Source organism: Comamonas thiooxydans, from assembly GCF_000964545.1.
In the GTDB taxonomy this organism is placed as follows: Bacteria; Pseudomonadota; Gammaproteobacteria; order Burkholderiales; family Burkholderiaceae_C; genus Comamonas; species Comamonas thiooxydans.
In genome coordinates this window covers 603,122-627,717 of the sequence record NZ_BBVD01000005.1, presented here as the reverse complement: position 1 = coordinate 627,717, position 24,596 = coordinate 603,122, and the positions used below count along the sequence as shown (strand labels likewise).

Here is a 24,596-nt window from a genome sequence, read left to right as displayed (position 1 = left end):
GCCCGCTTCAGACCTGTTCCAACGCCTGGTTCAGGTCGGCCAGCAGATCGTCAATATGCTCGATGCCCACGGACAGGCGCACCATGCCTTCGGTCACGCCGGCCTTGGCCAGTTCGTCCGTATCCAGCTGACGGTGCGTGGTTGAAGCAGGGTGGGTGGCCAGCGACTTGGCATCGCCGATATTGACCAGGCGCGTGAACAGCTGCAAGGCGTCCAGGAAACGCGCACCGGCCGCACGGCCTTCGCTGCCCTTGAGGCTGAACGACAGAATGCCCGATGCGCGGCCGCCAGACTGTTTTTGCACGATGGCGTGGTCGGGGTGGTCTTTCAGGCCTGCATAGCGCACCCATTCCACTTTGGAGTGTTTTTGCAGCGTTTCTGCAATCTTCTGCGTGTTTTCGCAGATGCGGTCCATGCGCAGGGCCAGGGTTTCGATGCCTTGCAGAATCTGGAAGGCGTTCTGCGGCGAGATGGCGGCGCCCATGTTGCGCAGCGGCACGACGCGGGCGCGGCCTATGAATGCGGCGGGGCCAAGGGCCTCGGTATAGACAACGCCATGGTAGCTGACGTCGGGTTCGTTCAGGCGCTTGAAGCGGGCCTTGTGCTCCGCCCAGGGGAACTTGCCGCTGTCCACGATCGCCCCGCCAACGCTGGTGCCGTGGCCGCCCAGGTATTTGGTCAGCGAATGCACGACGATGTCAGCGCCATGTTCGAACGGGCGCAGCAGATAGGGAGAGGGCACGGTGTTGTCGACGATCAGCGGCACGCCGTGCCGGTGGGCCACATCGGCCAGAGCGCGGATATCGGTCACATTGCCCAGAGGGTTGCCGATGGACTCGATGAATACCGCCTTGGTCCTGGCGTCGATCAGCTTGCCGAAGCTGGCCGGGTCGCGTGGATCGGCAAAGCGCACCTCGATGCCTTGCTGCGGGAAGGTGTGGGCAAACAGGTTGTAGGTGCCGCCGTAGAGCGTGCTGGCCGACACGATGTTGTCACCCGTTTCGGCCAGGGTCTGGATGGCGGCGGTGATGGCTGCCATGCCCGATGCCACGGCCAGCGCTGCAATGCCGCCTTCGAGCGCCGCGACGCGCTTTTCCAGCACGTCGGTGGTGGGATTCATGATGCGCGTGTAGATATTGCCCGGGACCTTCAGATCAAACAGATCGGCGCCATGCTGGGCGCTGTCAAACGCGTAGGCCACCGTCTGGTAGATGGGCACGGCCACAGCCTTGGTGGTGGGGTCGGGGGAATAGCCGGCATGTACGGCGAGTGTCTCTATGCGCATGTGTGTGTCTCTTTGGCAAGTTATTCGAACGCCACAGCCAGAGCTTTGGCGTCATTGATTATGGGCAGGACGCCGACTCAGGAGAACGACCTAATGGCTATGTGCTTATGCCAGAGTGAAAGCGAGCGCTGTATTGGAATATTGGAGATACTTCTCGCCGGAGAATGGACGACGTTGAATTCACAGTTTCCTGCGCGGAGAACCTAAATTGGGCCAGCCTGCAGATTTGTACTTTGCCTTGATTGCGCCGGCTTGCGTGGTGTTGTTCGGGTTTGCCTTGTTGGCTTGCTGGTATGTGCAGCGCCGACAGCCGCGTGCGCTGTTCCTGCTCTGGCTGGTGGGCGGTTATGTGCTGCTCGCGACAGCTCTGGCTGCGCAAAGCCTGATGAGCAATGCGCAACTGAGTCATTTCGCCCTGATGACGGCATGCCTGTATTTGCTGGGAACCTGGTCGCTGGCGCAGGGCATGTCCTTGCGGCTGGGGTCGGCAGGGGCAAGCGTGGCCGGCGGCCTGTTGATCGCTGTCGTCGCCCTGTCCGTGCTGTTCTATTTTTCCCGGATCGAGAATGATTTATGGGTCCGCGTGCAGTGCCTGGCTCTGGCCATGGCCTTGCAGCTGACCCTGGCCATGCCGGCGTTTCTCAAGGCCGATTCGTCAAAGGACTGGCTGGAGCGTGGCGTGCGCTGGGCCTATGGGCTCAACGTCTGTTATGCCTTGTTCAGGCCGGCGGCCGTAAGTCTGTTGCCCGTTCACGAAGTGCAGGAGCTGACCCGATCTGGATACTGGTTGCTCACCCAGGCCATAGCGCTTCTGTTTGCGATGTGGTTTGCCGTTGGATTGCTGGCCTGCTCGGTCAGGGATGTGATGACGACATTGCGCGAAGAGCGCAACCGTGACTCTTTGACGCGCCTGCTCAATCGCCGCGCCTTCATGGAGGCCGCAGAGTCGCGCTTGGCCGATCAGCGGCTGGTGCCCTGGGCCGTGGTTGCCGTGGACATCGATCATTTCAAATACATCAACGACAACTGGGGCCATGCGGCCGGCGATCAGGTGCTACAGCAACTGGCACAGTTGCTGACTCAGCAGGTCAGAGACTGCGATCTGGTTGCCCGCTTCGGCGGAGAGGAGTTTGTCTTGCTGCTCTCGCGAGTACAGCTGTTCGAAGCGCAAGCCATTGTGGAGCGTGTGCGTGAGCGCTTGCAAAGCCAGGTGCTCGGAGGATTGGCTGCGCAACTCAAGGTAACAGCCAGTTTTGGCATTGCTGCACTCAGTTCCGCACAGGATTTCGAGCAGGCACTGGCTCGGGCCGATGCGCTGCTATACCAGGCCAAGAAGGCAGGGCGGGATTGTGTCATGAGCTCTGCGCAGGACGAGAGCGAGCTGCAATGGAGAATGATTGCCTGAATCCCGCTGTCGGGCGCAGAGCTTATGGTGCTTTGACGATTGGCTTCTTTTCGCGATCTGAGGGCTGAACGTTTACGACCTCGGACTCCTGGGGCCGCGTCGGGGAAGGACTGGTTGTGTGCTTTCCCAGGCGGGAAGGCGGGCATAGATCACGACCGGAGCATGGGCGTCATTGGCGGCATAACGTCGCTGGGCCGGGCTGAGTTCTGTGGCAGCCCAGTTGGAGGTGGTGGTGCGCTTGGACTTGCGAAAGCTTTGCTGGAGCACCAGCGCCGCGGCGGCGCGCACACCCACTGATGGGCCATAGCCGAGCCGCTTGAAGCGGCTGTCCAGATCCTGAATATTGATCAGCGGCGCCCCCAGCCTGCGGGGCAGGGAGTGTTTATCGTTATCGAGCCCGAAGCCGACCTTGCAGATATGTTCTGCAGCCAGCACCATGCGCGACACTTCCAGAGCCATGGGCCTATGCAGTTGCAGTAGCCAGACCTGACTGGCCGTGGCAAGCTGCACCAGATGAGGGCCGCTGTCTTGCTGGCCAATATTGAAGATGGGTTTGCTTTCAGTGTCAAAGCCGAGCACGGGCTCGGCATTCATGGCCTTGAAGGCGGCTTCAAATTCGGTTTCGGACTGCGGTATGTGGATTGCATGTTCGGGCAATTCCAGAAACGGAGGGAGCAGGGCACTTTCGTCCTTGCTGGGTGCAATCAATCGGGGCATGTCGGCAATTACACACCAGCTTCGTGCTTATCCCCAGAACATGTGGTCTGGCCTGTGGGTAAATATCGGAATAAATGCGCAAAGCCTTGACTGGCAAGGCTTTGCCTGTTGCGCCTAAAAAACAGGCAAACGATTCAGCGACGCTGAAACACGGGCTTGCGCTTTTGCAAAAAGGCAGTCACGCCTTCGAGGCTGTTGCCGGAGCGGGCGCAGCCCAGCATGGCTTCGCGCTCGGCACCCAGTTGCTGCTGAAGATCTTGCCGATGTGCCGAGTCACAGAGGCTTTTGATGCCCGCCAAGGAGTTTGTGGGGCCGCCGGCAAGCTCTTCGGCCAGCGCGGTTGCCGCCGCCAGCAGCTGTTCGGGCTCGTGCAGCTCGTCGACCAGGCCCATGCGCAGACAGTCCTCGGCCGCGACAGCGCGGTTGCTCATCAGAATGTATTTGGCCCTGGCAGCACCGGCACGGCGGGTGAGATAGCCCGATACACCAAGATCCGGGCTCAGGCCGATGGCGGAGTACCCGCCGCGCAAAAACATGTGACGGCTGGCCAGTACCAGGTCCGCACACAGTGCGAGCCCGATGCCGCCACCTCCGACAGGGCCTTGCACGGCACTGATGACTGGCAGCGGCAAGCTGGCCAGCTGATGCATGACAGGGTTGAGCAGATCAAGCATGGCGCCGATCAGCGGTGCCAGTCGCTCGCGATGTTCGCCAAACTCGCTGATATCACCCCCGACGCAGAATTGCTTACCGCTTGCGGAAATGAGCAGGGCACCGATATCCGTGTTGCAGGCCAGCCCTACCACCGCCTTCAGGTTGTGAGCCATGGCCGTACTGATCACGTTGCCCCGCTCGGGCTGGTTCAGAACCATATGACCTACGCCGTTGCGAACTTCCCAGAGAACCAGATCAGACATCAGGTGGCCTTTCTTTCATGATGGGCCCAGAACGGGGCCCGCAAGCTGGTCTTGAGGATCTTGCCTGCACCGGATAGCGGCATGGCCTCGACAAAGGAAACATCACGGGGACATTTGTAGCCGGCGATGCGCTCCTTGCAGAAATGGATCAGCTCCTGGGCTTCCAGGCTCTGTCCGGGCTTAAGCACGATGAAGACATGGACCTGCTCGCCCCAATGTTCATGGGGAATGCCTATGACGGCGCACGAGGCCACGGCAGGATGGGTGGCAATAACGCTCTCCACCTCAATGCTGTAGACGTTCTCGCCACCGGTAATGATCATGTCCTTGATGCGGTCCACGACAAAGACGTAGCCTTCGTCATCCATGCGGCCGCCATCGCCCGTATGCATCCAGCCATCACGGATGGCGGCTTCGGTTTCGGCAGGCTTGTTCCAGTAGCCCAGCATCACTCCGGGGCCCCGAACCGCAATCTCACCGACCTCGCCACGCGGCACCTCTCGCCCTTCGGGATCGACGATGCGCACCTCGGTGCAGGCCGTGGCGCGTCCGGCGCTGCGGTGGCGGCCCTTGGCCCGGCCTGGTTCGCGGTGCATCTCGGGGGAAAGAATGGTGGCGATGGGGGATACCTCCGTCATGCCATAGGCCTGCACAAAATCCACGTCGGGGATGGTCCGCATGGCCCGGTCCAGCAGGCCCTCGGAGATGGGTGAGGCTCCATAAGCCATCTGACGCAGCGACTTCAGATCATATTTGTGCAGATCGGGGTGGTCCACCAGCATTTGAATCATGGTGGGCACCAGCAGCGTATCGGTCACGCCGGTGCTGGCGATGGCCTGCAGTACCGCGAGAGGATCGAAGCGCGGCACCATGACATGGCAGCCGCCTGCGGCGAACAGGGCATTCATGAACGCACCGTCAGCCAGATGGAACATGGGGGCTGCGTGCAGGCCAATGCTGCCTGCGCGCACGATCTGTGACGACACGCTCGAGATGGCATTGGTATAGAGATTGCGATGGCAGAGCATGACCCCCTTGGGGGAGCCCGTGGTGCCACCGGTATAGAAGACGCCGGCCAGATCGTCGCCGTTGCGCATGGCGTCTTCAACCGGGCTGCTGTCTGCCACCAGCGCTTCATAGGAGAGCATGTTCTGCGGGGCAGGACCATCGCCCAGGTGGATCAGCGTTTGCAGAGAGCGGGATAGCTTGAGGAGTTCCGGTGTCAAAGGCGCAAAACTGTCATCCACCAGCAGAATGCGGGTGTCGCAATCATCGAGGGAGTAGGCGATCTCGTTGGCGCTCCAGCGGATATTGATGGGATTGACGGCCACGCCTGCCCAGTAGCAGGCCATGTAGTACTCCAGATACCAGTCTGAGTTGAGGCTCAGAATCCCGACCCGGTCCCCGGCCTGGGTGCCCAGCGCTTGCAGCGCACCGGCGAAGCGGGCGACTCGCTCCCCTAGCTGCGCAAAACTGCGTTTGCGACCGTTGTAGATGCTGGCTGTGGCATGAGGCGTCTGCTGCACGGCGCGACGCAAGCTTTGCGTGAGATACATGACTGGCCTTTCTTGAAACAGAGAAAGCGATCAATGCGAGAGCTATTGGGCGAAAAGGCGTCTGGCGATCAGGTCCTTCATGATCTCGTTAGCGCCTCCGTAGATCTTCTGGATCCGGGCATCGGTGTACAGCCGCGCGATGGGATATTCCTCCATATACCCGTAGCCGCCGAACAGCTGCAGGCATTCATCCATCACCTTGCACTGCTGCTCGCTGCACCACCACTTGGCCATATAGGCGGCCTCGTTATCCAGAGTGCCGTCGAGCAGGCGCTGTATGCAGTCGTTGACAAAGCTGCGCACCACATGGGCCGTGGTGGCGCATTCGGCCAGCTTGAAGCGCGTGTTCTGGAAATCTGCAATCGTCTGGCCGAATGCCTTGCGTTGCTGGGTGTAGTCCACGGTCAGTGCAACAGCCATCTCGATGGCTGCAGCGGCGCTGACCCCCAGTAGCATGCGTTCATAGGGCAATTGGCTCATCAGCTGCTTGAAGCCTTGCCCCTCGGTGCCTCCCAGCAGGTGGCTGGCGGGTATGCGCAGGTCTTCAAAGAACAGCTCGGCGGTGTCCGAAATATGCTGGCCGATCTTGCCTAGCCTGCGACCCACGCGAAAGCCGGGCAGGTTTTCCGTCTCCAGCACTACCAGCGATACGCCGCCGCTTCCGGCATCTCCGGTGCGCACGGCCACCACCAGCAAATTGGCCGTGTAGCCATTGGTGATGAAGGTCTTGGAGCCATTGATAACGTAGTGCTCGCCATCGCGCTGGGCCCGTGTGCGCATGGCCTTGAGGTCGGAGCCCACGCTGGGTTCGGTCATGGCAATGCCGGCCAGCAATTCGCCGCTGCAAAGCCTGGGCAACCAGCGCTGCTTTTGTTCTTCAGTTCCATAGGCCAGCAGGTAGTGCGAGGCGATGGTGTGCACGCTGGTGATGGCATGTACTTCGGCCTTGGTCAGCTCTTCCTGAACCACCAACTGGTAGGCCAGATTGCCGCCACCGCCGCCCCATTGCTCGTCCATCTCGGGCAGCAGAAAGCCATGCGCGCCAAAGCCGCTCCAGATCTCGCGCGGCACATAGCCCTGAGCGCGCCAGGCGGGTACATGGGGTGTCAGTTCGCGCACTATGTAGCGGCGCACCTGCTCTCTGAAAGCATCGATATCTGCATTCATCCAGGCATGTTGAAAGGGTTTGGGCAGCAGCATGTTCAGACCCCGGTCAGGCCGCCGGTACACATCAAGGTCTGGCCGCTGATGTAGTTCGACTCAGGTTGGCAAAAGAGGTAGACCGCACCCGCCGCTTCGTCGGGCGTGCCAGCGCGACCCAGGGGAATCGTCTGTTCCATGGCTGCCATCAGGCCGGGGTTCACGCCTACCTTGATGTCGCGGCCTTCGATGTGGGCCGTCTCGCCATTGGCGGCGGAGTTGGTCAGCCTGGTCTTGATGAGTCCGAATGCCACGCAGTTCACATTGACGTTCATGCGTCCCCACTCTTTGGCCAGCGTCATGGTCATGCCCGTGATTCCGGCCTTGGCCACGGAGTAGTTGGTCTGGCCCGCATTGCCGAACAGGCCCGCCACCGAGGAGATATTGACCACCTTGCGCATGACGCGCTGGCCAGCTTCCAGCTCGGCCTTGGACAAGGCCTTGATGACGGGCTGAGCCGCACGCAGTATGCGAAACGGGGCGGTCAGATGGCAGTCGAGAATGGCGTACCACTGCTCGTCGCTCATCTTCTGGATGACGTTGTCCCAGGTGTAGCCGGCGTTGTTGACGATGATGTCCAATCCCTGGTACTGCTGGACGGCGGCGCCGACAAAGCGCTCGGCAAAGTCGGTGTGGGTGACATTGCCCACGCAGGCAACGGCCTCGCCGCCCATCTCGCGTATCAGGGCCAGGGTTTCATTGGCGGGTTCGGCATCGAGGTCGTTGATGACCAGGCGTGCGCCTTCGCTGGCCAGCTTGAGGGCGATGCTGCGGCCTATGCCGCGGCCCGATCCTGAAACCAGGGCTACCTTGCCGTCGAGTTTTCTTGTCATTGCTGTCTCCTTGGGCGAATCAATACGTTCTCAGGGCAGGCTGATCCAGGCATCGCCCGCGATCTTGGTCTGGCCATGCTGGTTGCTGCTTTGCACCTCGACCCGGACGCTGCGGTCCGCATCTCGTTTTTCCATAACGCGGCCCGTGCACGAGATCGCATTGGCCAGATGGGTAATGCCCTGAAAGCGTACGTCGAAACGGTGCAGCCTGGATTGCGGCGCCCAGTTGGTCAGCAGTCGCCCCAGCCAGGCCATGCCCAGCATGCCGTGGGCAAACACATCAGGCATGCCGGCCTTGCGCGCGAAGTCGGTGTCGATATGAATCGGGTTGTGGTCGCCCGAGGCTCCGGCAAACAGGGCCAGCGTGGTGCGGCTGATCGGGGGCAGGTCGAGGGTCGGCAGTGCATCTCCAACCTGGACCTTGTCGTAGCGAGGGATGTTCATTGCCGGTCCTTTCTAGTTGCGAACCACGATGACGGAGCGCATCTCGGCCACCAGCTCGTTGTTCTGATTGATGGCGCGCGATGACTTCACGACAAATTCCAGTGCGCCGTTCTTCTTGCTGTAGATGTCATCGATCCTGGACTGCACCGTGATGCGGTCTCCGGCGCAGGCGCTCCGGTGATAGCAAAAGCTCTGCTCGCCATGCAGGATCTTGGCGATCGGGATGTTCAGGGTTTGCAGGAGCAGGTCGGACGCGCCGCTGTCCATCTCCGCCGCAAACAAAAAGGTGGGGGGCACGGGCAGGTCCGGGTAGCCCGCTGCGCGGGCGGCCTCCAGGTCGGTATAGACGGCGTTGTTTTCACCGATGGCCTTGGCAAAGAAGCGCAGGCGGCTGCGGTCCAGGCTGAGCTCAGAAGGGGGCAGGTCATGCCCTATCCATTGGGTGTCAATCATTGGCCGCTCCTTCAGACGCGCTCGTAGAGGGTGACCACACAGGCGCCACCGAGGCCGAGGTTGTGCTGCAGCGCCAGGCGGGCATTGGCAACCTGGCGCTGATCGGCCCGGCCGCGCAGCTGTTGTACCAATTCTGTGCACTGGGCAAGACCGGTGGCGCCCAGCGGGTGTCCCTTGGATAGCAGACCGCCCGATGGATTGGTCACAAACTTGCCGCCGTAGGTGTTGTCGCCGTCGCAGACAAATTTTTCCGCACCGCCCACAGGGCACAGGCCCAGAGCCTCGTAGGTCAGCAATTCGTTTTGTGCAAAGCAGTCGTGCAGCTCCACTACATCAACGTCCTGGGGGCTGATGCCGGCCTGTTCATAGACCTGACGGGCAGCGTCCTGAGCCATGCTGAAGCCCACCACTTCGCGCATATCATGGGCCTCGAAGGTCTTGGGGCTGTCCGTGGTCATGGATTGGGCGCGGATGCGCACGCTGTGGTCCAGGCCATGCTTGAGCGCATAGGCTTCGGACACCAGCAGGGCCGCCGCCGCGCCGCAGGTAGGTGGGCAGGCCATGAGTCGGGTCATGACGCCCGGCCACATCACGGGAGAGGCCATGACCTCCTCCTCTGACACCTCGGTGCGGAACAGGGCCAGGGGATTGCGCGCTGCATGGCGGCTGGCCTTGGCACGGATCTTGGCAAAGGTGGAAAGCTGCGTGCCGTACTGGTCCATATGTGCCTTGCCTGCTCCGCCGAAGTAGCGCAGGGCCAGCGGAACGCCGTTGTCGCCGACCAGGGCATCGGTTTCCGCTTCGAATCGGTCAAAGGGGCTGGGCCGGTCGCTAAAGACCGAGCCCAGTGCGCCAGGGGTCATCTGCTCGAACCCCAGAGCCAGCACACAGTCGGCAGCGCCGCTGGCCACGGCTTGACGTGCCAGGAACAGTGCGGTGGAGCCGGTGGAGCAGTTGTTGTTGACATTGATGATGGGAATGCCGGACATGCCCACCTCATACAGCGCTCTCTGACCGGCGGTGGAGTCACCGTAGACATAGCCCACATAGGCTTGCTGCACTGCGTCATACGCGAGGCCTGCATCTGCCAGCGCCAGGGACGTGGCGCTGGAGCCCATCTGGAAGTAGGGATCACTCTTTCCGGGCTTGGCAAATGGAATCATGCCTACGCCGGCAACATACACATCGCGACTCATGGGGGCTCCTTGGGAAAGTGGCAAACAGGTGCTGGGCAATGAGATCCATCGTAGGAATTACCGATGCGCAAACCCATTGCCGAGCGCATCTTTCGTATGTCAAAAGACCTCAAGGTGATCTGTTCATGGCTGCTGCTTCCATCGTTCCTTTCACGATCTCCATGGCGCTGGTGCGGGGTATTGCTGCCGGGGTAAGAAGACACGGGCATGACTGCGAGGAGCTGCTGCTGCGTGCCGGCATAGCCCCTTTGCTGCTGGCGCAGGACGGCGCCAGAGTCACGGCAGACCAGTATGTGGCGCTGATGTGGCGAGTGGTGGAGATGCTGGGGGATGAGGCCATGTGCCAGTTCTCCAGACCGCTCAAGCGTGGCAGTCTGGAGCTGATTGCGCGTCAGGCCCTTTCAGGGCACGGGATGGAGACTGCGTTGCAACGCATGTGCCAGGCCCATGTGCTGCTGCAGGATCAGGTGGATGTGCAACTGGTGCGTGATGGAGCGCTGGCGGGCATTGTGCTGCGCCCTGTGGGCGATGAGCCCTTGCCCAATTTCCTCTATGAGTTTTCCCTGCGCGTGCTGTGGCGGCTTACTGCCTGGCTGATGGGCGGTACGCTCAAGGTGCAGCACTTTGACTTTGCCTTCGGGCAGCCTGATTACGCCAACGACTATGGCGATACCTTTCCGGCGCCTTTGCATTTCGGTTTGCCGTTTTCGGCATTCTGGTTCGATGCGCGCAAGCTCGCGCGTGTTTGCAGTCGTGACGAGCAGGCGTTGCAGACCTTTGTGGCCAGCTGGCCGGCGGCGGCCATCATGCCGCCGCGTACCGGAGAAGGTGTGGATGCCCGCGTGCATTCTCATTTGCTGCAGTCGCGTCCGCGATGGGCGGGGCTGGAAGCTACGGCCGCCGAGCTGAACATGTCGGCCCCCACGCTGCAGCGCAAGCTGGCTGCTGCGGGCACCTCCTTTCAAGCCATCAAGGATGAGCTTCGCCGAGACATCGCGGTCTCCCGACTGGGCACCAGCAAAGTCAGTTTTACGGAGCTGGCGGCAGACCTGGGGTTTGCCGACGCAGCGGCGTTTCAGCGTGCCTTCAAGGGCTGGACGGGCAGCTCGCCCGGCCTTTACCGTGCCAGGCGGGTCGAGAGCTGATTTCCTGAAAACCCTTGCGTACAAGCCCTAGTTATTTTTAAAAAGCAAATGATTGGTAAAAATAACAAAGGCCGATATGCTGCGTCTCATGCAAACAAGTCATGAAGCAGTCATAGTAAAAAAGCGCGGTCGCGGCAGGCCTCCGAAGTCGGCCGATGAGCGCAATGAAAGCATGCGTCGTGGCGAGCTGGTGAAGGTCGCGGCGCAGCTGTTCAGGCAGCGCGGATTTCACGGCACCAGCACCCGTGACATCGCCGCCGCTGCAGGTATGCAGTCGGGGTCTATCTTCTATTTTTTTGAGAGCAAGGAAGCCATTCTGCACGCGGTGATGCAAGATGGAATGACTCAGGCTGCGGTGAGTCAGGACGCTGCGCTGCAAGCACTGGGGGCACGTGCCAACGGCGTGGAACGACTGAGCGCTCTGGTGCGCAATCATCTGCAAATCATGGTCGGCGGCGAGAGCGACTTCATCCCCGTCATGCTTTACGAATGGCGGCTGCTCAGCGATGCGCAGCGCATGGAGGTGAGCGCACAAAAGGATGCCTACGAAGCGCAGTGGATGCCTGCACTGCAGGCGCTGCACCGCACGGGAAAGCTCAAGGCCCGTCCCGAAATCGCGCGACTGCTGATCTTTGGCGCATTGAACTGGACGGCTCAATGGTTTACCGAGGGCCGGGGGCTGACGCTGGATGAGTTGACCGAGCAAGCCCTGGCTTTATTCATTGGAGAGCGTTGATGTACCAATCCGTATTCCGTGCCGCATTGTTTGCGGGGCAGGTGGTTGTGGTGACCGGTAGCGGCTCGGGCATCGGCCGCTGTGTTGCGCACGAGCTGGCATCCTTGGGCGCCACAGTTGCCCTGGTGGGACGTAATCAGGACAAGCTGGTTGCTGTCCAAGCCGAGTTGCAGCAGGCCGGAGTACCGGCAGACAGAGTCAGCCGGCACGGAGCGGATATACGGGATGAGGCTGCCGTCAAAGCGCTGGTGGCCGAGGTTCTGGCCCGCCACGGGCGCATCGATGCCCTGGTCAATAACGCGGGTGGGCAATACATTGCGCCCCTGGCCAGCATCGGAGCCAAGGGATGGCAGGCCGTGCTGGACACGAACCTCACAGGCGGCTTCCTCATGGCGCGCGAATGCTTTGTGCAATACATGGCAGAGCATGGCGGCTCCATCGTCAATATGGTGGCCGATATGTGGGGCTCCATGCCGGGCATGGGGCACAGCGGCGCGGCGCGCGCAGGCATGGTCAGCCTTACCGAGACGGCGGCTGCGGAATGGGCGCCCCATGGCGTGCGTGTGAATGCCATCGCACCCGGCTACATCGCCTCCAGCGGCATGGATCACTATCCACCCGAAGCGGCTGCCATGTTGCGCAAGATGCCCGCTACCGTGCCGGCGGGGCGCTTTGGTAACGAGGCCGAGGTTTCCGCCTCCATCGTGTTTTTGCTCAGTCCCGCAGCCAGTTTCATCAGCGGCACGGTGCTGCGCGTCGATGGCGCCCGTCCCCAGGTGCGCATGGGCATGGGGCCGGTGGCCGCCAGTGCCGAGGTGCAGCAACGCGGCGCAGTGCGTGCATTTGATGGCTTTTCTCTCTACCAGACTCCCAAGGTGTTTCAGTCATGAGCGTCTTTGCATCGCAATGGAATGCAGCTGGCGAGCAGGCGCAGCAGCGCCGGGCCGCCACGCTGGCGCGCATCGCCGCGCTGCGTGAGCTGGAGCAGCGCGCCGCGCAGGCATCGCAACGCTCCAAGCCGCAGTTTGAAAAGCGTGGCCAGTTGCTGCCGCGCGAGCGCGTGGCCTTGCTGCTGGACCCGGGGGCCCCCTGGTTGCCGCTGTGCTCACTGGCAGGCTATCTGCAGGACAGGGCAGACCCTGAAAAATCCGTGCCCGGCGGCGGCATGCTAGCCGGCATTGGCTTTGTCAGCGGCGTGCGCTGCATGGTCGTGGCCAGCGACTCGGGCATCGAGGCGGGAGCCATCCAGGAAAAAGGCTTGGACAAGATGCTGCGCGTGCAGGAGATCGCGCTGCAGAACAAGCTGCCCTTCATCCATCTGGTCGAAAGCGCGGGAGCCAATCTCATGCGCTACCGCGTCGAGGGCTTTGTGATGGGCGGAGCCTTGTTTCGCAACCTGGCGCGGTTGTCGGCCGCAGGTTTGCCTGTCATCACCGTGCAGCATGGTTCGGGCACGGCTGGCGGTGCCTATATGCCGGGGTTGTCGGATGTGGTCATCATGGTGCGCGGTCGCTCGCGTGCCTTTCTGGCTGGACCGCCCTTGCTCAAGGCGGCGACTGGTGAAATTGCGACCGAGGAAGAGCTGGGTGGTGCCGAGATGCACACCAGTGTCTCGGGGCTGGGCGAGTATCTCGCGGAGGACGACCGCCAAGCCCTGGGCATGGCACGCGCTGTGGTGTCTCAGCTGTCCCAGTGGAAAAGGCCTGAAGCGCTTGATATATCCAAACGGGAGGCTGCCGGTTCAGGAATCGTCGAGCCGCGTTACGAGGCCGATGAGCTCTTGGGGCTGATGCCGGCGCACCATCGCGAGCCAGTGGATATGCACGAAGTCATGGCGCGGCTGGTCGATGGTTCCGAGCTGCTGCTGTTCAAGTCCGGCTACGGTGCGGCCACGCTGTGTGCGCAGGCGCATATCGGGGGCCATGCCGTGGGCCTGATCTCCAACAACGGTCCCATCGATGTGGCTGGTGCCAACAAGGCTGCGCATTTCATCCAATGGATGTGCCAGCTCGGTCATCCCATCATCTATCTGCAGAACACCACGGGCTATATGGTGGGCAAGGACAGCGAGCAGGCCGGCATGATCAAGCACGGCAGCAAGATGATCCAGGCCGTGACCAATGCCACCGTGCCGCAGATCACTATTCAGTGCGGGGCCAGCTTCGGTGCGGGCAACTACGGAATGTGCGGCCGCGGCTATGCGCCGCGCTTTCTTTTCAGCTGGCCCGGTGCCAAGACGGCGGTGATGGGCGGCGAGCAGGCGGCCAGCACCATGCGCCAGGTCACCGAGGCCGCCATGGCACGCAAGGGCTTGCCCGTCGATGCCGAGCTGATGCAAAAGCAGTACGACCAGATCGTGGCCATGTTCGAAGCCCAGGCCGATGCGCTGGTCACCAGCGGCTTGCTGCTGGATGACGGCGTGATCGATCCGCGCGACACGCGCGCAGTGCTCTCCTTCTGCCTGCAGACCTTGCACGAAGCGCAGCAGCGCACGGTGCGCCCCATGCAGTTCGGGGTCGCACGCATGTAGTGCCGCGCCTCTTCCCCCACTTCTTCCAAACAGAACTCGACGGAGACAAGCCATGCAATGGACCCATGAACATCTGGAAGTGCGCAAGACCCTCAAGCGCTATATCGACGAGAAGATCAATCCCTATGTCGACGCATGGGAGGAAGAGGAAATCTTTCCCGCTCACCAGGTCTTCAAGGGGCTGGGCGATCTGGGCCTGCTGGGCCTGACCAAGCCCGAAGCCTATGGCGGCTCGGGGCTGGACTATTCCTACAGCCTGATGATGGCCGAGACTCTGGGTCATATCCGCTGCGGCGGCGTGCCCATGGCCATTGGCGTGCAGACCGATATGTGCACGCCCGCGCTGGCACGCTTTGGCAGCGACGCCTTGCGCGATCAGTTTCTGGCGCCCGCCATCGCGGGCGATATGGTGGGCTGCATAGGCGTGAGCGAGCCCGGTGCGGGCAGCGATGTGTCGGGTATCAAAAGCCATGCCCGCAAGGATGGCGATGACTACATCATTAGCGGCCAGAAGATGTGGATCACCAACAGCATTCAGGCGGACTGGATGTGCATGCTGGTCAACACCGGTGATGGACCGGTGCACAAGAATAAAAGTCTCATCATGGTGCCGCTGCGGGAGGGCCCGCGCGGCAAGCTGACCAAAGGCGTGGAAGTGGCGCAGAAGCTGCGCAAGATCGGCATGAACTCCTCGGACACGGGCCTGCTGTTCTTTGACGAGGTGCGCGTGCCGCAGCGCTATCTGGTGGGTCAGGAGGGGCAGGGCTTTATCTATCAGATGCAGCAGTTTCAGGAAGAGCGGCTCTGGGCCTCGGCCAGCGGCTTGCTCGCCATGGAGGACTGCATTCAGCAGACTATCGAGTGGGCACAGCAGCGACAGATGTTCGGCAGCACCCTGATCGATCAGCAATGGGTGCAGTTCAAGCTGGCCGAGCTGCAGACCGAAGTCGAGGCGCTGCGCGCGCTGACCTACCGTGCCGCACAGATATATATGGCGGGCCAGGATGCGCTGCAGCTGGCCAGCATGGCGAAGCTGAAGTCGGGGCGGTTGACGCGCGAAGTGGCCGACACCTGTCTGCAGTTCTGGGGTGGCATGGGCTTTACCTGGGACAACCGCGTCTCGCGCCTGTACCGCGACGGGCGTCTGGGCTCGATAGGCGGCGGTGCCGACGAGGTCATGCTGGGCATCATCGGCAAGACCATGGGGCTGATCAAGCGCCAGGCGCACTGAGGAGCGGCGCATGACTCAGGTGCTTGAAATCGAACGTCTTCCCTTGGGCAACGGTTTTGTGGAATGGTGGCGGCTGAATTCGCCGCAAACCCGCAATGCCCTGACCGACGAGCTGGTGCGGGCCTTGCGCGAACACGCCGCCAGAGCGCAGAAGGATTCACTGCTGCGCGTGGTCGTGCTGTGCGGCAACGGCGGGCATTTCTGTGCGGGCGGCAGCCTCGGAGGCTTTGCCAGCAGCATAGGCTCTCCGCTGCCTGCGGGCGCGCAGGACCCGCTGGTTCAGGTCAACCGCGAGTTTGGTCATCTGCTGCAGCAGTTGGCAGAGCTGCCCCAGTTGCTGATCGCTGCCGTGCAGGGCGCAGCCATGGGCGGCGGTGTAGGGCTGGTCTGCGTGGCCGACTGGGTGGTGGCGGATCAGCAGGCCGTCTTTGCCACACCCGAGGTGACGCTGGGCATTGTGCCCGCGCAGATCGCGCCGTTTGTGCTGCGCAGGCTGGGCGATGGTTCTGGGCGTCAATGGCTGCTGGGCGGTCAGCGCTGGTCCGCAAGCCAGGCGCAGAAGGTCGGCCTGGTGCAGACCGTGATCCAGGCCACAGACGCTGCCCACTGGCGCGAGCAGTTGCAGCATCAGCTTGAAATCTGCGCACTGGCTGCACCGCAGGCGGTGGCAGCCACCAAAAAATTGCTGGCAGCCATTGGCGGGCAAAGTCTGGATACATCGCTGAACCAGGGCGCGCAGGCCTTTGCCAGTGCACTGCGCAGCGCTGAGGCGGGGGCGGGGCTCAAGGCCTTTTCCAGCAAGCAGCCCGCGCCCTGGACCTGTATTGCAGGAGGCACATCATGAAGCGCATTCTGATTGCCAATCGTGGCGAGATTGCGCTGCGCATCATGGCTACGGCCAGGCGCATGGGCATAGATACCGTGGCGGTGTACTCGGATGCGGACGCGGGAAGCCTCCATGTGCAACAGTCCACGCAGGCCTATGCACTGGGCGGGCTGACATCGGCACAGAGCTATCTGGACATGCACAAGCTGCTGGCGGCCGCCAAGGCAACAGGGGCCGATGCCGTGCACCCCGGCTACGGCTTTCTCAGCGAGGATGCCGGCTTTGCCCAGGCCGTCCAGGAAGCGGGCCTGATCTGGATTGGCCCGCCGCCGGCGGCGATTCGCCAGCTCGGCAGCAAGGCCGCAGCCAAGCAACTGGCCAAGGCCCATGGCGTGCCCTGTCTGCCGGGCTACGAAGGCGATGACCAGTGCGACGCGCGCTTTGCCGATGAAGCCGCCATGATTGGCTACCCCGTCATGGTCAAGGCCGTGGCAGGTGGTGGGGGGCGCGGCATGCGGCTGGTGGAGAGTGCCAACCAGTTGCATGCCGCTCTGAACAGCGCACGTTCGGAGGCTCTGGCTGGCTTCGGCAACGGTGACTTGCTGGTGGAGCGTGCCGTCATGCATCCGCGCCATGTGGAGGTGCAGGTGTTTGCGGACGGGCATGGCCATGTGATTCATCTGGGGGAGCGCGATTGCTCGGTTCAGCGTCGCCACCAGAAGATCATCGAGGAAGCCCCCAGTCCGGCCGTCAATGCCGAGCAGCGCGAGCATATGGGCAGTTGCGCCGTGGCCCTGGCCAAGGCCGCAGGCTATGTGGGGGCAGGTACGGTGGAATTCCTGGTCGAAGGCCGGCAGTTCTATCTGATGGAGATGAATACCAGACTGCAGGTCGAGCATCCTGTGACCGAGGCATTGACTGGCCTGGATTTGGTCGAATGGCAGATTCGCGTGGCGCGCGGCGAAGCCTTGCCGCTGACGCAGCAGCAGGTTCGGCTTGACGGCCATGCCATCGAGGTGCGGCTGTGCGCCGAAGACGAGAACTTTCAGCCCCATACCGGCGTGGTGCGGCATTTCTCGGCACCCGAGGCCGTCGTCTTCAGTCGCGCGCCGCTGCGCTTTGACCACGCGTTGCACACCGGCAGCGAAGTCACTCCCTATTACGACGCCATGCTGGGCAAGCTGATCGTCCATGCGCCAACGCGAGAGCAAGCCATCGACCGGCTGATTCATGCGCTGGGCCGGCTCACGGTGCTGGGCTTGCCGACCAATCGCGCCTTTCTGATTGAGTGCCTGAACGACGAGGTGTTCAGGCGGGGTCAGGCTCTGATCTCCTATCTGGCGAGCGATGCGCCACGCTTGCAGCAGCTGCTGCGGGACAAGGAAGTCCTGGCACACCAGCATTGGGGAGCGCTGTGCGCCGTGGGCCAACGGCCGGGGCCGCTGGCCTGCAGCTATGCCCAGTTGCGCAAGCTGCAGCACCGGGGCCGGACGCAGGAGCTGACCCTGAGGCCCGAGACCGCACAAAGCTGGCTGCTGCAGCGGCATGGCGCCGAGCCTGCGCTGCTGCAGGTCGACGAGTTGCTGGGCGATGGCTGGCAAGCGAGATGTGAGGGCCTGACCCAAACCGTGCAGGCCGTGGAGCTGCCCGGCGCGCAGGGCGGCTCGCGCTGGCATCTGCAGGCCGGCGGCGTGGACTGGTGGCTCGAAGATGTGAGCTATGCCCCGCCCGAGAATGCGGCAGCAGCGGGCCAGACTGCAGAACTGCGCGCGCCGTTCAACGGCCGTGTGGTGCAACTGGGGGCGGTGGCCGGGCAGGTGCTCAAGGCTGGCGATGTGGTCGTGGTCATCGAATCCATGAAGCTGGAGCACAGTCTGAGCGTGAAGGCCGACTGTCGGGTGGAGGCCGTGCTGGTCAATGCCGGCCAGCAGGTGGCGCCGGGTCAGGTGCTGCTGAAGCTGGCGCCCATGTCTGGAGGTCCTGCATGACGGATGCTGCTGAACGCGAAATGCTCTATGACCTGGTGCGTCGCTTTGCGCGCGAGCAAATCGCCCCCCATGTCACGGCCTGGGACGAGGCGGGCGAGTTCCCGCGCCAGCTCTATCGCCAGGCCGCCGAGCTGGGGCTGCTCGGCATCGGCTACCCCGAGGAGCTCGGTGGCACTGCGGCTACACACGGCCTGCGCGCAGCCCTGTGGCTGGCGCTGTGCCGCTACGGCGGCAGTGGGGGCGTGCTGGCCAGTTTGCTGTCGCACAACATCGGCCTGCCGCCCGTGTTGGCTCTGGGTAGCGATGCGCTCAAGCAGCAGGTGGTGCCCGATGTGCTCCTGGGCCGCAAGATCGCGGCGCTGGCGATTACCGAGCCCGGCGGCGGATCGGACGTAGCGGCGCTGCGTACCAGGGCCAGGCGCGATGGCCACGAGTATGTGATCGAGGGCGAGAAGACCTTCATCACCTCGGGCATGCGTGCGGACTGGATCACGGTGGCAGTGCGCACGGGCGAGGAGAGAGGTGCATCCGGCATCTCCCTGATCCTGGTGCCTGGCGGCAGCAAGGGTTTGAGACGCAGCCCGTTGCACAAGATGGGCTGGCAATGCTCGGACACGGCCCACCTGTTATTTGATGGTGTGCGCGTGCCGGCCAGCCATTTGCTCGGCGCCGAGGGTGAGGGTTTTCGCGCCATCATGCAGAACTTCAACGGTGAGCGCCTGGGCATTGCCTGTGGTGCACTGGGCTTTGCCCAGGCCTGCTATGACGAGGCGCTGGCCTGGGCCCAGCAGCGCCAGACCTTTGGCGTGACGCTCAATCAGCATCAGGTCATACGCCACAAGCTGGTGGACATGCAGCAGCGCCTGCGTAGCACCGAAGCCTGGCTCAACGCCGTCTGCGCACGTGCCGATGGCGGCGATAGCGGTGCGGATTGGGTGGGCGAGGTCTGCGTGCTCAAGAACCACGCCACCCAGACCATGCAGTTCTGCGCCGATACGGCGGTGCAGATTCTGGGTGGCATGGGCTTTATGCGCGGCACGCTGAGCGAGCGCATCTACCGCGAAGTCAAGGTCCTGACGATTGGCGGCGGCACCGAGGAAATCATGAAAGAGCTGGCCGCGCGCCAGTGGCGTATCTAGCGCGGCTGTTGCAGCGGCCTCAGCCGTTACCGGGAAATTTGAGCGAAATCAGCCTGAAACGCTTGTGAATGAAGCGTTATCAGCTTCTATCCAAGGAGCGATATGTCCGACAAAGCCATTATTACCTGTTCCATTACCGGGGTACTGACCGATCCGAATCAGCATCATGTGCCCGTGACGCCAGAGCAACTGGCGCAGGAGGCGCGCCGAGCCTATGACGCAGGCGCATCGGTGGTTCATGTCCACTTCAGGCGCCAGGAGGAGGGCAAGGGTCATTTGCCCAGCTGGGATCCGGCAGTGGCCAGGGCCTGCGTGGATGCCATGCGTGCAGCCTGCCCCGAGCTCATCATCAATCAGACCACCGGCGTGGTCGGCCCCGACTACCAGGGACCGCTGGACTGCCTGCGTGCCACGCGACCCGAGATGGCGGCCTGCAATGCGGGCTCGCTCAACTATCTCAAGACCCGCAGCAATGGAAGCTGGGCCTGGCCCCCCATGCTGTTCGACAATCAGCCCGCCAAGGTGCAGGACTTTCTCGATGTGATGGCAGAGACCGGCACATTACCCGAGTTCGAGTGCTTTGACGTGGGCATCGTGCGCTGCGTGGGCATGTATGTGGAAACCGGCATGTACCGAGGCCTGCCCGAATACAACTTCGTGATGGGGGTGGAGTCCGGTATGCCGGCAGACCCCGATCTGCTGCCCATACTGCTCAGGCTCAAGATCAAGGACGCGCCCTGGCAGACCACGCTGATCGGGCGCAGCGAGATCTGGCCCACCCATTTGCGCACAGCCGAGCTCGGCGGACATCTGCGCAGCGGACTGGAAGACACCTTCTATCTGCCCGACGGCAGCAAGGTCACATCCAACGCTCCGCTGATCGAGCAGCTGGCTCGCTATGCGCGTGATGTGGGCCGTGAAGTCGCCACTCCCAGGGAGGCCAGGCAGATGCTGCACCTGGCGGCCTGAATCAGGGAGAAGTTACAGATGAACGCTTGTACTCTTCCTCGGACCGTGGCGCAGGCACTGGCGCAGACCGTGGCCGACCATCCCCACAGGAATGCCTATATCGACCAGGGGCGCGGCTACAGCTGGCAGCAGGTGGATGTCATGGTCAGCGCCTGGGCTGCTCATCTGTCCTCGTTGGGCCTGCGACCCGGTGATCGCATCGGCATCATCCTGCCCAACGGTCTGCCCTGGGTGCTGAGCTATCTTGCGGCGGCGAAGACGGGGCTGGTCGTGGTGGGCCTCAGCGTCCGATACCGCGATGCCGAGCTGGACTTCATGCTGCAGGACAGCCAGGTCAAGGCCGTGCTTGCGCCGCGCGAGTTTGCCGGCTTCGACTACCAGAACTATCTGGCGCAGGCCCGTCGGCGTTTTGCGGCGCTGGAGCATCTGCTGTGGGTGGATGAAGGATTCGAGCAAGCGCTGCAGTCCGGCGCGAAAGCCTTGCATGAAGGCGACGGTCCTGCACCGGATGACCTGCTGATGATCATTTACACATCCGGCACCACGGGCAGGCCCAAGGCAGCGGGGCTGACGCATCGCTCTCAATTGGGCTCAGCGCTGGCGCAGCATGCGCATGTGAAGGCTGCGGCGGACGATATGGTGCAACTGGCCATGCCGCTCAACCATGTGGGCGGCATTACCTGCGGCGTGCTGACCATGTTGCTGGCGGGCGGTTGCTGCGAGCTGGTGCCCATGTTCAGCCCCGAATCCGTGTTGAGGATGGCGCAAAAGCATCCGCCGACCTGGCTGGTGGGCGTGCCCACCATGCTGACGCTGCTGCTCATGCATCCGCTTCTGGTAGAGGTGGATATGAGCCGGCTGCGCCTGATTGTGGTGGGCGGATCGAATGTGGAGCCGGTGTTGCTGCAGCGGCTGCAGCGGCAGTTTCCGGGCGTGAACATCATGAATCTCTACGGTCTGTCAGAGACTTCTGGGGCCATCGCGATGACACCCTGGCAAGCGGATCAGCAAGCCCTGCTGCACAGCATAGGCAAGCCGCTGCAAGGGGTACAACTGCGCGTGGCCGGGGCCGATGGCGAAGAGCTGCGCAGCGGCGAGGTGGGGGAGCTGTGGTTTCGTGGTGCTGGGGTGATTCCGGCCTATGTGGGGCAGCAGCAGGACGAAGAGGTGTTTTCCGGCGGCTGGCTTCATTCGGGTGATCTGGGGTTTGTGGATGAGCAGGGCCTGATCCATCTCAAGGGGCGGCAAAAAGACATGTTCATACAGGGCGGCTTCAACGTCTATCCCAGCGAGGTGGAGGGCGTGATTGCCGGTCATGCAGGCGTGCTGATGGTCGCCGGCATAGGCGTGCCGGACCCCGTGCTGGGCGAGGTGGGGCGCTATTACATCGTGATCAGACCCGGTGCCAGCGTGGGCGAGGAGGAACTGCTCACGCATTGCCGCCAGCAGCTCGCTGACTACAAGCTGCCGCGCCAGCTGGTGTTTCGCACCGAGTTGCCGTTGACCCCGGCAGGAAAGATCCAGAAAGCCTTGTTGCGAGCAGAGGAGTGCTGTTCATGAATGTGCAGTTTGATTTTTCGGGCCGCCATGTGATGGTGTTTGGCGGCACCACAGGCATCAACCTGGGCATTGCTCAGCACTACGCGATGGCAGGAGCCCGGGTCTCGGTCGTCAGCCGCAAGCAGGCCAATGTGGACGCGGCCCTGGCGACGCTGGGGGCGCAGGCCTTTGGCGTGGTAGCCGATGTGCGCGATGAACCGGCGGTGGCAGCGGCGCTGGCGCAGGCCGTGGCTTGCCAGGGGCCGCTCGACGTGCTGGTGTCTGGTGCGGCAGGCAACTTCCTCGCACCTGCGGAGCAGATGTCGTCCAACGCTTTCAGGGTGGTGGTGGACATCGATCTGCTGGGCAGCTTTCATGTCGCGCGTCAGGCTCTGGCGCACTTGCGGCAGCCGGGGGCGAGCCTGATCTTCATCACCGCGCCGCAGTCCACCGTGCCCATGATGTACCAGGCCCATGTCTGTGCAGCCAAGGCAGGAGTGGACCATCTGGCGCGGGTACTGGCACTGGAGTGGGGTGGCAGGGGCATTCGTGTGAACGCCATTTCCCCCGGCCCCATCGAGGGCACGGAAGGCATGCGCCGGCTGGCCCCGCAGGGAGCTGAAGGAGATGCTCTGGTACGCAGCATGGTGCCGCTGGGACGCATGGGCACGACCGCGGATATTGCCCGACTGGCCATGTTTCTGGGCAGCGATGCGGCCAGCTATATCTCCGGCACGGTCATTGCCTGTGACGGCGGGGCGCAGGGCCAGCTTTCGCCCATGGTTGCTGCCGCCGCGATGGCCATGCCGCAGCAGAATTAGAGACACAACAAGAAAAAGCGTGGGTTATGGGTTCCGGGTTGCACACTATCAAGGAGACAAACCATGATCGAGATGAGTCTGACGAAGGAGGCACGGCGCATCCGGCGCATTGCGCTGGGCGACCTGCTCCACCGCAGTGCGCGCAAGTCTGGCAGCCGCACGGCGCTGGTCGATGGTGCTGAGCGCATCAGCTATGCCGAGCTGGATGCGCGAAGTTCGCGCTTCGCGCATTATTTGCTCTCGACGCAGGGGACGGGCAAGCAGATCGGCATGCTGTGCGCCAATTCCATAGACATGGTGGTGGCCTGCAATGCCATTCACAAGGCGGGGCAGGTGTGGGTGCCCGTCAATATCAAGCTGGAGGTATCGAGCATTGACTACATCCTGCGGCATGCAGAGGTGTCGGCAGTGGTGGTCGATCAGGAGTTGCTGGCCCTGCCCGGGCTGGCCGAAATTCTGCAGCAATTGCAGGTGCCGCTCATCATCACGCGCCCGCAAACGCAGCAAGTACAGCCAGGACTGCCGGGCATATCGTTGGCACAGTCCGAGGCAGGCCAGTCCGATGCTTTGCCCGAGGTTGATATTGACGACAACCAGGCGGCCTTGCTCATGTACACCAGCGGCACCACGGGCAATCCCAAGGGCGTGGTGCATTCCCATCTGTCGGTATACGCGGCGGTCAAGGGCAATATCGACGAGATGAAATATGGCGAGGCCGATGTGCTCAGCGGCTGGTTGCCTCTGTTTCATTGCGCCCAGCATGCGCTGGTGCAGACTGCGCTGGCGGCAGGTGCTTGCACCGTGCTCACGCGGCAGTTTGTGCCGGCGGAGGTGGGGCAACTGGTGATGAAGGAGGGTGTGACGATCTTTGTCGGGCTGCCCCTGATGTATGCAGCGGTGCTGGCCGATCCGGGTTTTGCGCCCACTACCATCCGGCAGTGCATCTATGCCATGGCACCCATTCCCAAACCCTTGATCGCCCAGATTGCGCAGCGCATGTGCCGCAATATCTCTCTAGCCACGGGGCAGACCGAGATATATCCGGCCACCATGACTTTCTACCCCTTGCTCAATGCCGAATGCGATGCCAATTTCTGGGGGCGCTCTCTGAGCACGTGTGAGACCGCCGTTATGGACGACGATGGCAATCTGCTGGGAGCGGGCCAGGTCGGCGAGATCGTGCATCGCGGCCCCAATGTCATGCTGGGTTATTTCAAGGACCCAAAGGCGACGGCAGAGGCACAGAAGTTTGGCTGGCACCATACCGGCGACCTGGGCATGTGGGACGCGCAGGGGCGCATGGAGTTCATAGATCGCAAGAAGGACATGATCAAGACCGGCGGCGAGAACGTGGCCAGCGTGAAGGTTGAAGCCGTGGTGCTGGCGCATCCGGAAGTGGCTGCCGCCGCCGTGTTCGGTCTGCCGCATCCTCACTGGAGCGAGGCGGTCTGTGCCTTTGTCATGCGCAAGCCGGGGGCTCAAGTGGATTCGGAGTCGATACTGGCCCATTGTCGCAATCATCTCAGCGGCTTTGAAGTGCCAAAACTGGTCCATTTTGTGGAGGCCTTCCCGTCCACGGCGACGGGCAAGGTGCAGAAAAACGTGATGCGACGCCAGTTCGAGCAGGTGGCCAGAGAGCTTTGGGGCACCTGATATCCGGGCGTGT

General features: G+C 62.5%; 22 protein-coding genes. 13 read left to right on the top strand and 9 right to left on the bottom strand.

Annotation, left to right across the window (positions count from 1 at the left end):
* Positions 1-7: 7 nt before the first annotated feature.
* Positions 8-1,285, bottom strand: coding sequence for an O-acetylhomoserine aminocarboxypropyltransferase/cysteine synthase family protein (locus Cth01_RS10350; protein WP_034351674.1), 1,278 nt, complete (start codon positions 1,283-1,285; stop codon positions 8-10).
* 208 nt (positions 1,286-1,493) lie between these two features.
* Here Cth01_RS10350 and Cth01_RS10345 point away from each other — a divergent pair, with 208 nt between their 5' ends.
* On the top strand, positions 1,494-2,690 hold the full coding sequence (locus Cth01_RS10345; protein WP_034351676.1) for a GGDEF domain-containing protein: 1,197 nt from the start codon (positions 1,494-1,496) through the stop codon (positions 2,688-2,690).
* A gap of 72 nt (positions 2,691-2,762) precedes the next feature.
* Here Cth01_RS10345 and Cth01_RS10340 read toward each other — a convergent pair whose 3' ends face one another.
* The 8 genes from Cth01_RS10340 to Cth01_RS10305 all read right to left on the bottom strand — a co-directional run bounded on the left by Cth01_RS10340 (position 2,763) and on the right by Cth01_RS10305 (position 10,006).
* A complete protein-coding gene (locus Cth01_RS10340; RefSeq protein WP_034351677.1) occupies positions 2,763-3,407 on the bottom strand; it encodes a 3'-5' exonuclease in 645 nt (214 codons plus the stop codon).
* Positions 3,408-3,541: 134 nt separating this feature from the next.
* Positions 3,542-4,324, bottom strand: coding sequence for an enoyl-CoA hydratase/isomerase family protein (locus tag Cth01_RS10335; RefSeq protein WP_045839107.1), 783 nt, complete (start codon positions 4,322-4,324; stop codon positions 3,542-3,544).
* On the bottom strand, positions 4,324-5,880 hold the full coding sequence (locus tag Cth01_RS10330) for an acyl-CoA synthetase (RefSeq protein ID WP_045839106.1): 1,557 nt from the start codon (positions 5,878-5,880) through the stop codon (positions 4,324-4,326). Before Cth01_RS10330 ends, Cth01_RS10335 begins: the two co-directional genes overlap by 1 nt.
* A 42-nt stretch (positions 5,881-5,922) precedes the next feature.
* Positions 5,923-7,080 (bottom strand): acyl-CoA dehydrogenase family protein, encoded by a 1,158-nt coding sequence (locus tag Cth01_RS10325; RefSeq protein ID WP_080747246.1) that lies wholly within the window; start codon positions 7,078-7,080, stop codon positions 5,923-5,925.
* Positions 7,081-7,082: 2 nt separating this feature from the next.
* A complete protein-coding gene (locus Cth01_RS10320) occupies positions 7,083-7,913 on the bottom strand; it encodes an SDR family NAD(P)-dependent oxidoreductase (protein WP_034383712.1) in 831 nt (276 codons plus the stop codon).
* A 30-nt stretch (positions 7,914-7,943) separates the two neighbouring features.
* Positions 7,944-8,357 (bottom strand): MaoC family dehydratase, encoded by a 414-nt coding sequence (locus Cth01_RS10315; RefSeq protein ID WP_034351685.1) that lies wholly within the window; start codon positions 8,355-8,357, stop codon positions 7,944-7,946.
* A gap of 12 nt (positions 8,358-8,369) precedes the next feature.
* On the bottom strand, positions 8,370-8,810 hold the full coding sequence (locus Cth01_RS10310; protein WP_045839105.1) for a MaoC family dehydratase N-terminal domain-containing protein: 441 nt from the start codon (positions 8,808-8,810) through the stop codon (positions 8,370-8,372).
* 11 nt (positions 8,811-8,821) lie between these two features.
* A complete protein-coding gene (locus Cth01_RS10305) occupies positions 8,822-10,006 on the bottom strand; it encodes a lipid-transfer protein (RefSeq protein ID WP_034407718.1) in 1,185 nt (394 codons plus the stop codon).
* A 125-nt stretch (positions 10,007-10,131) separates the two neighbouring features.
* Between Cth01_RS10305 and Cth01_RS10300 the strand changes: the two genes are divergently transcribed.
* From Cth01_RS10300 to Cth01_RS10245, 12 genes are all read left to right on the top strand, one after another.
* Entirely contained in the window at positions 10,132-11,151 is a 1,020-nt protein-coding gene (locus Cth01_RS10300; protein ID WP_034407720.1) for an AraC family transcriptional regulator, read from the top strand.
* Between the two features lie 88 nt (positions 11,152-11,239).
* A complete protein-coding gene (locus tag Cth01_RS10295) occupies positions 11,240-11,887 on the top strand; it encodes a TetR/AcrR family transcriptional regulator (protein WP_233425148.1) in 648 nt (215 codons plus the stop codon).
* Positions 11,887-12,777, top strand: a complete 891-nt coding sequence (locus Cth01_RS10290) for an SDR family oxidoreductase (protein ID WP_034351693.1) — start codon at positions 11,887-11,889, stop codon at positions 12,775-12,777. Before Cth01_RS10295 ends, Cth01_RS10290 begins: the two co-directional genes overlap by 1 nt.
* Complete coding sequence (locus Cth01_RS10285) at positions 12,774-14,417, top strand: acyl-CoA carboxylase subunit beta (RefSeq protein ID WP_045839103.1); 1,644 nt, start codon at positions 12,774-12,776, stop codon at positions 14,415-14,417. Before Cth01_RS10290 ends, Cth01_RS10285 begins: the two co-directional genes overlap by 4 nt.
* 52 nt (positions 14,418-14,469) lie before the next feature.
* Positions 14,470-15,648, top strand: a complete 1,179-nt coding sequence (locus tag Cth01_RS10280; protein WP_045839102.1) for an acyl-CoA dehydrogenase family protein — start codon at positions 14,470-14,472, stop codon at positions 15,646-15,648.
* Positions 15,649-15,658: 10 nt separating this feature from the next.
* Positions 15,659-16,492 (top strand): enoyl-CoA hydratase/isomerase family protein, encoded by an 834-nt coding sequence (locus Cth01_RS10275; protein WP_045839101.1) that lies wholly within the window; start codon positions 15,659-15,661, stop codon positions 16,490-16,492.
* Entirely contained in the window at positions 16,489-18,462 is a 1,974-nt protein-coding gene (locus Cth01_RS10270) for an acetyl/propionyl/methylcrotonyl-CoA carboxylase subunit alpha (protein ID WP_045839100.1), read from the top strand. The genes Cth01_RS10275 and Cth01_RS10270 overlap by 4 nt, the downstream gene beginning before the upstream one ends.
* Positions 18,459-19,601: an acyl-CoA dehydrogenase family protein gene (locus tag Cth01_RS10265; protein ID WP_045839099.1), complete on the top strand. Its 1,143-nt coding sequence runs from the start codon at positions 18,459-18,461 to the stop codon at positions 19,599-19,601. The genes Cth01_RS10270 and Cth01_RS10265 overlap by 4 nt, the downstream gene beginning before the upstream one ends.
* A 102-nt stretch (positions 19,602-19,703) precedes the next feature.
* Positions 19,704-20,570, top strand: a complete 867-nt coding sequence (locus tag Cth01_RS10260) for a beta-keto acid cleavage family enzyme (protein WP_003069778.1) — start codon at positions 19,704-19,706, stop codon at positions 20,568-20,570.
* Positions 20,571-20,588: 18 nt separating this feature from the next.
* On the top strand, positions 20,589-22,130 hold the full coding sequence (locus Cth01_RS10255; protein WP_045839098.1) for a class I adenylate-forming enzyme family protein: 1,542 nt from the start codon (positions 20,589-20,591) through the stop codon (positions 22,128-22,130).
* Positions 22,127-22,930 (top strand): SDR family oxidoreductase, encoded by an 804-nt coding sequence (locus Cth01_RS10250; RefSeq protein ID WP_045839097.1) that lies wholly within the window; start codon positions 22,127-22,129, stop codon positions 22,928-22,930. The genes Cth01_RS10255 and Cth01_RS10250 overlap by 4 nt, the downstream gene beginning before the upstream one ends.
* A gap of 63 nt (positions 22,931-22,993) precedes the next feature.
* Complete coding sequence (locus tag Cth01_RS10245) at positions 22,994-24,583, top strand: class I adenylate-forming enzyme family protein (RefSeq protein WP_045839096.1); 1,590 nt, start codon at positions 22,994-22,996, stop codon at positions 24,581-24,583.
* Positions 24,584-24,596 lie beyond the last annotated feature (13 nt).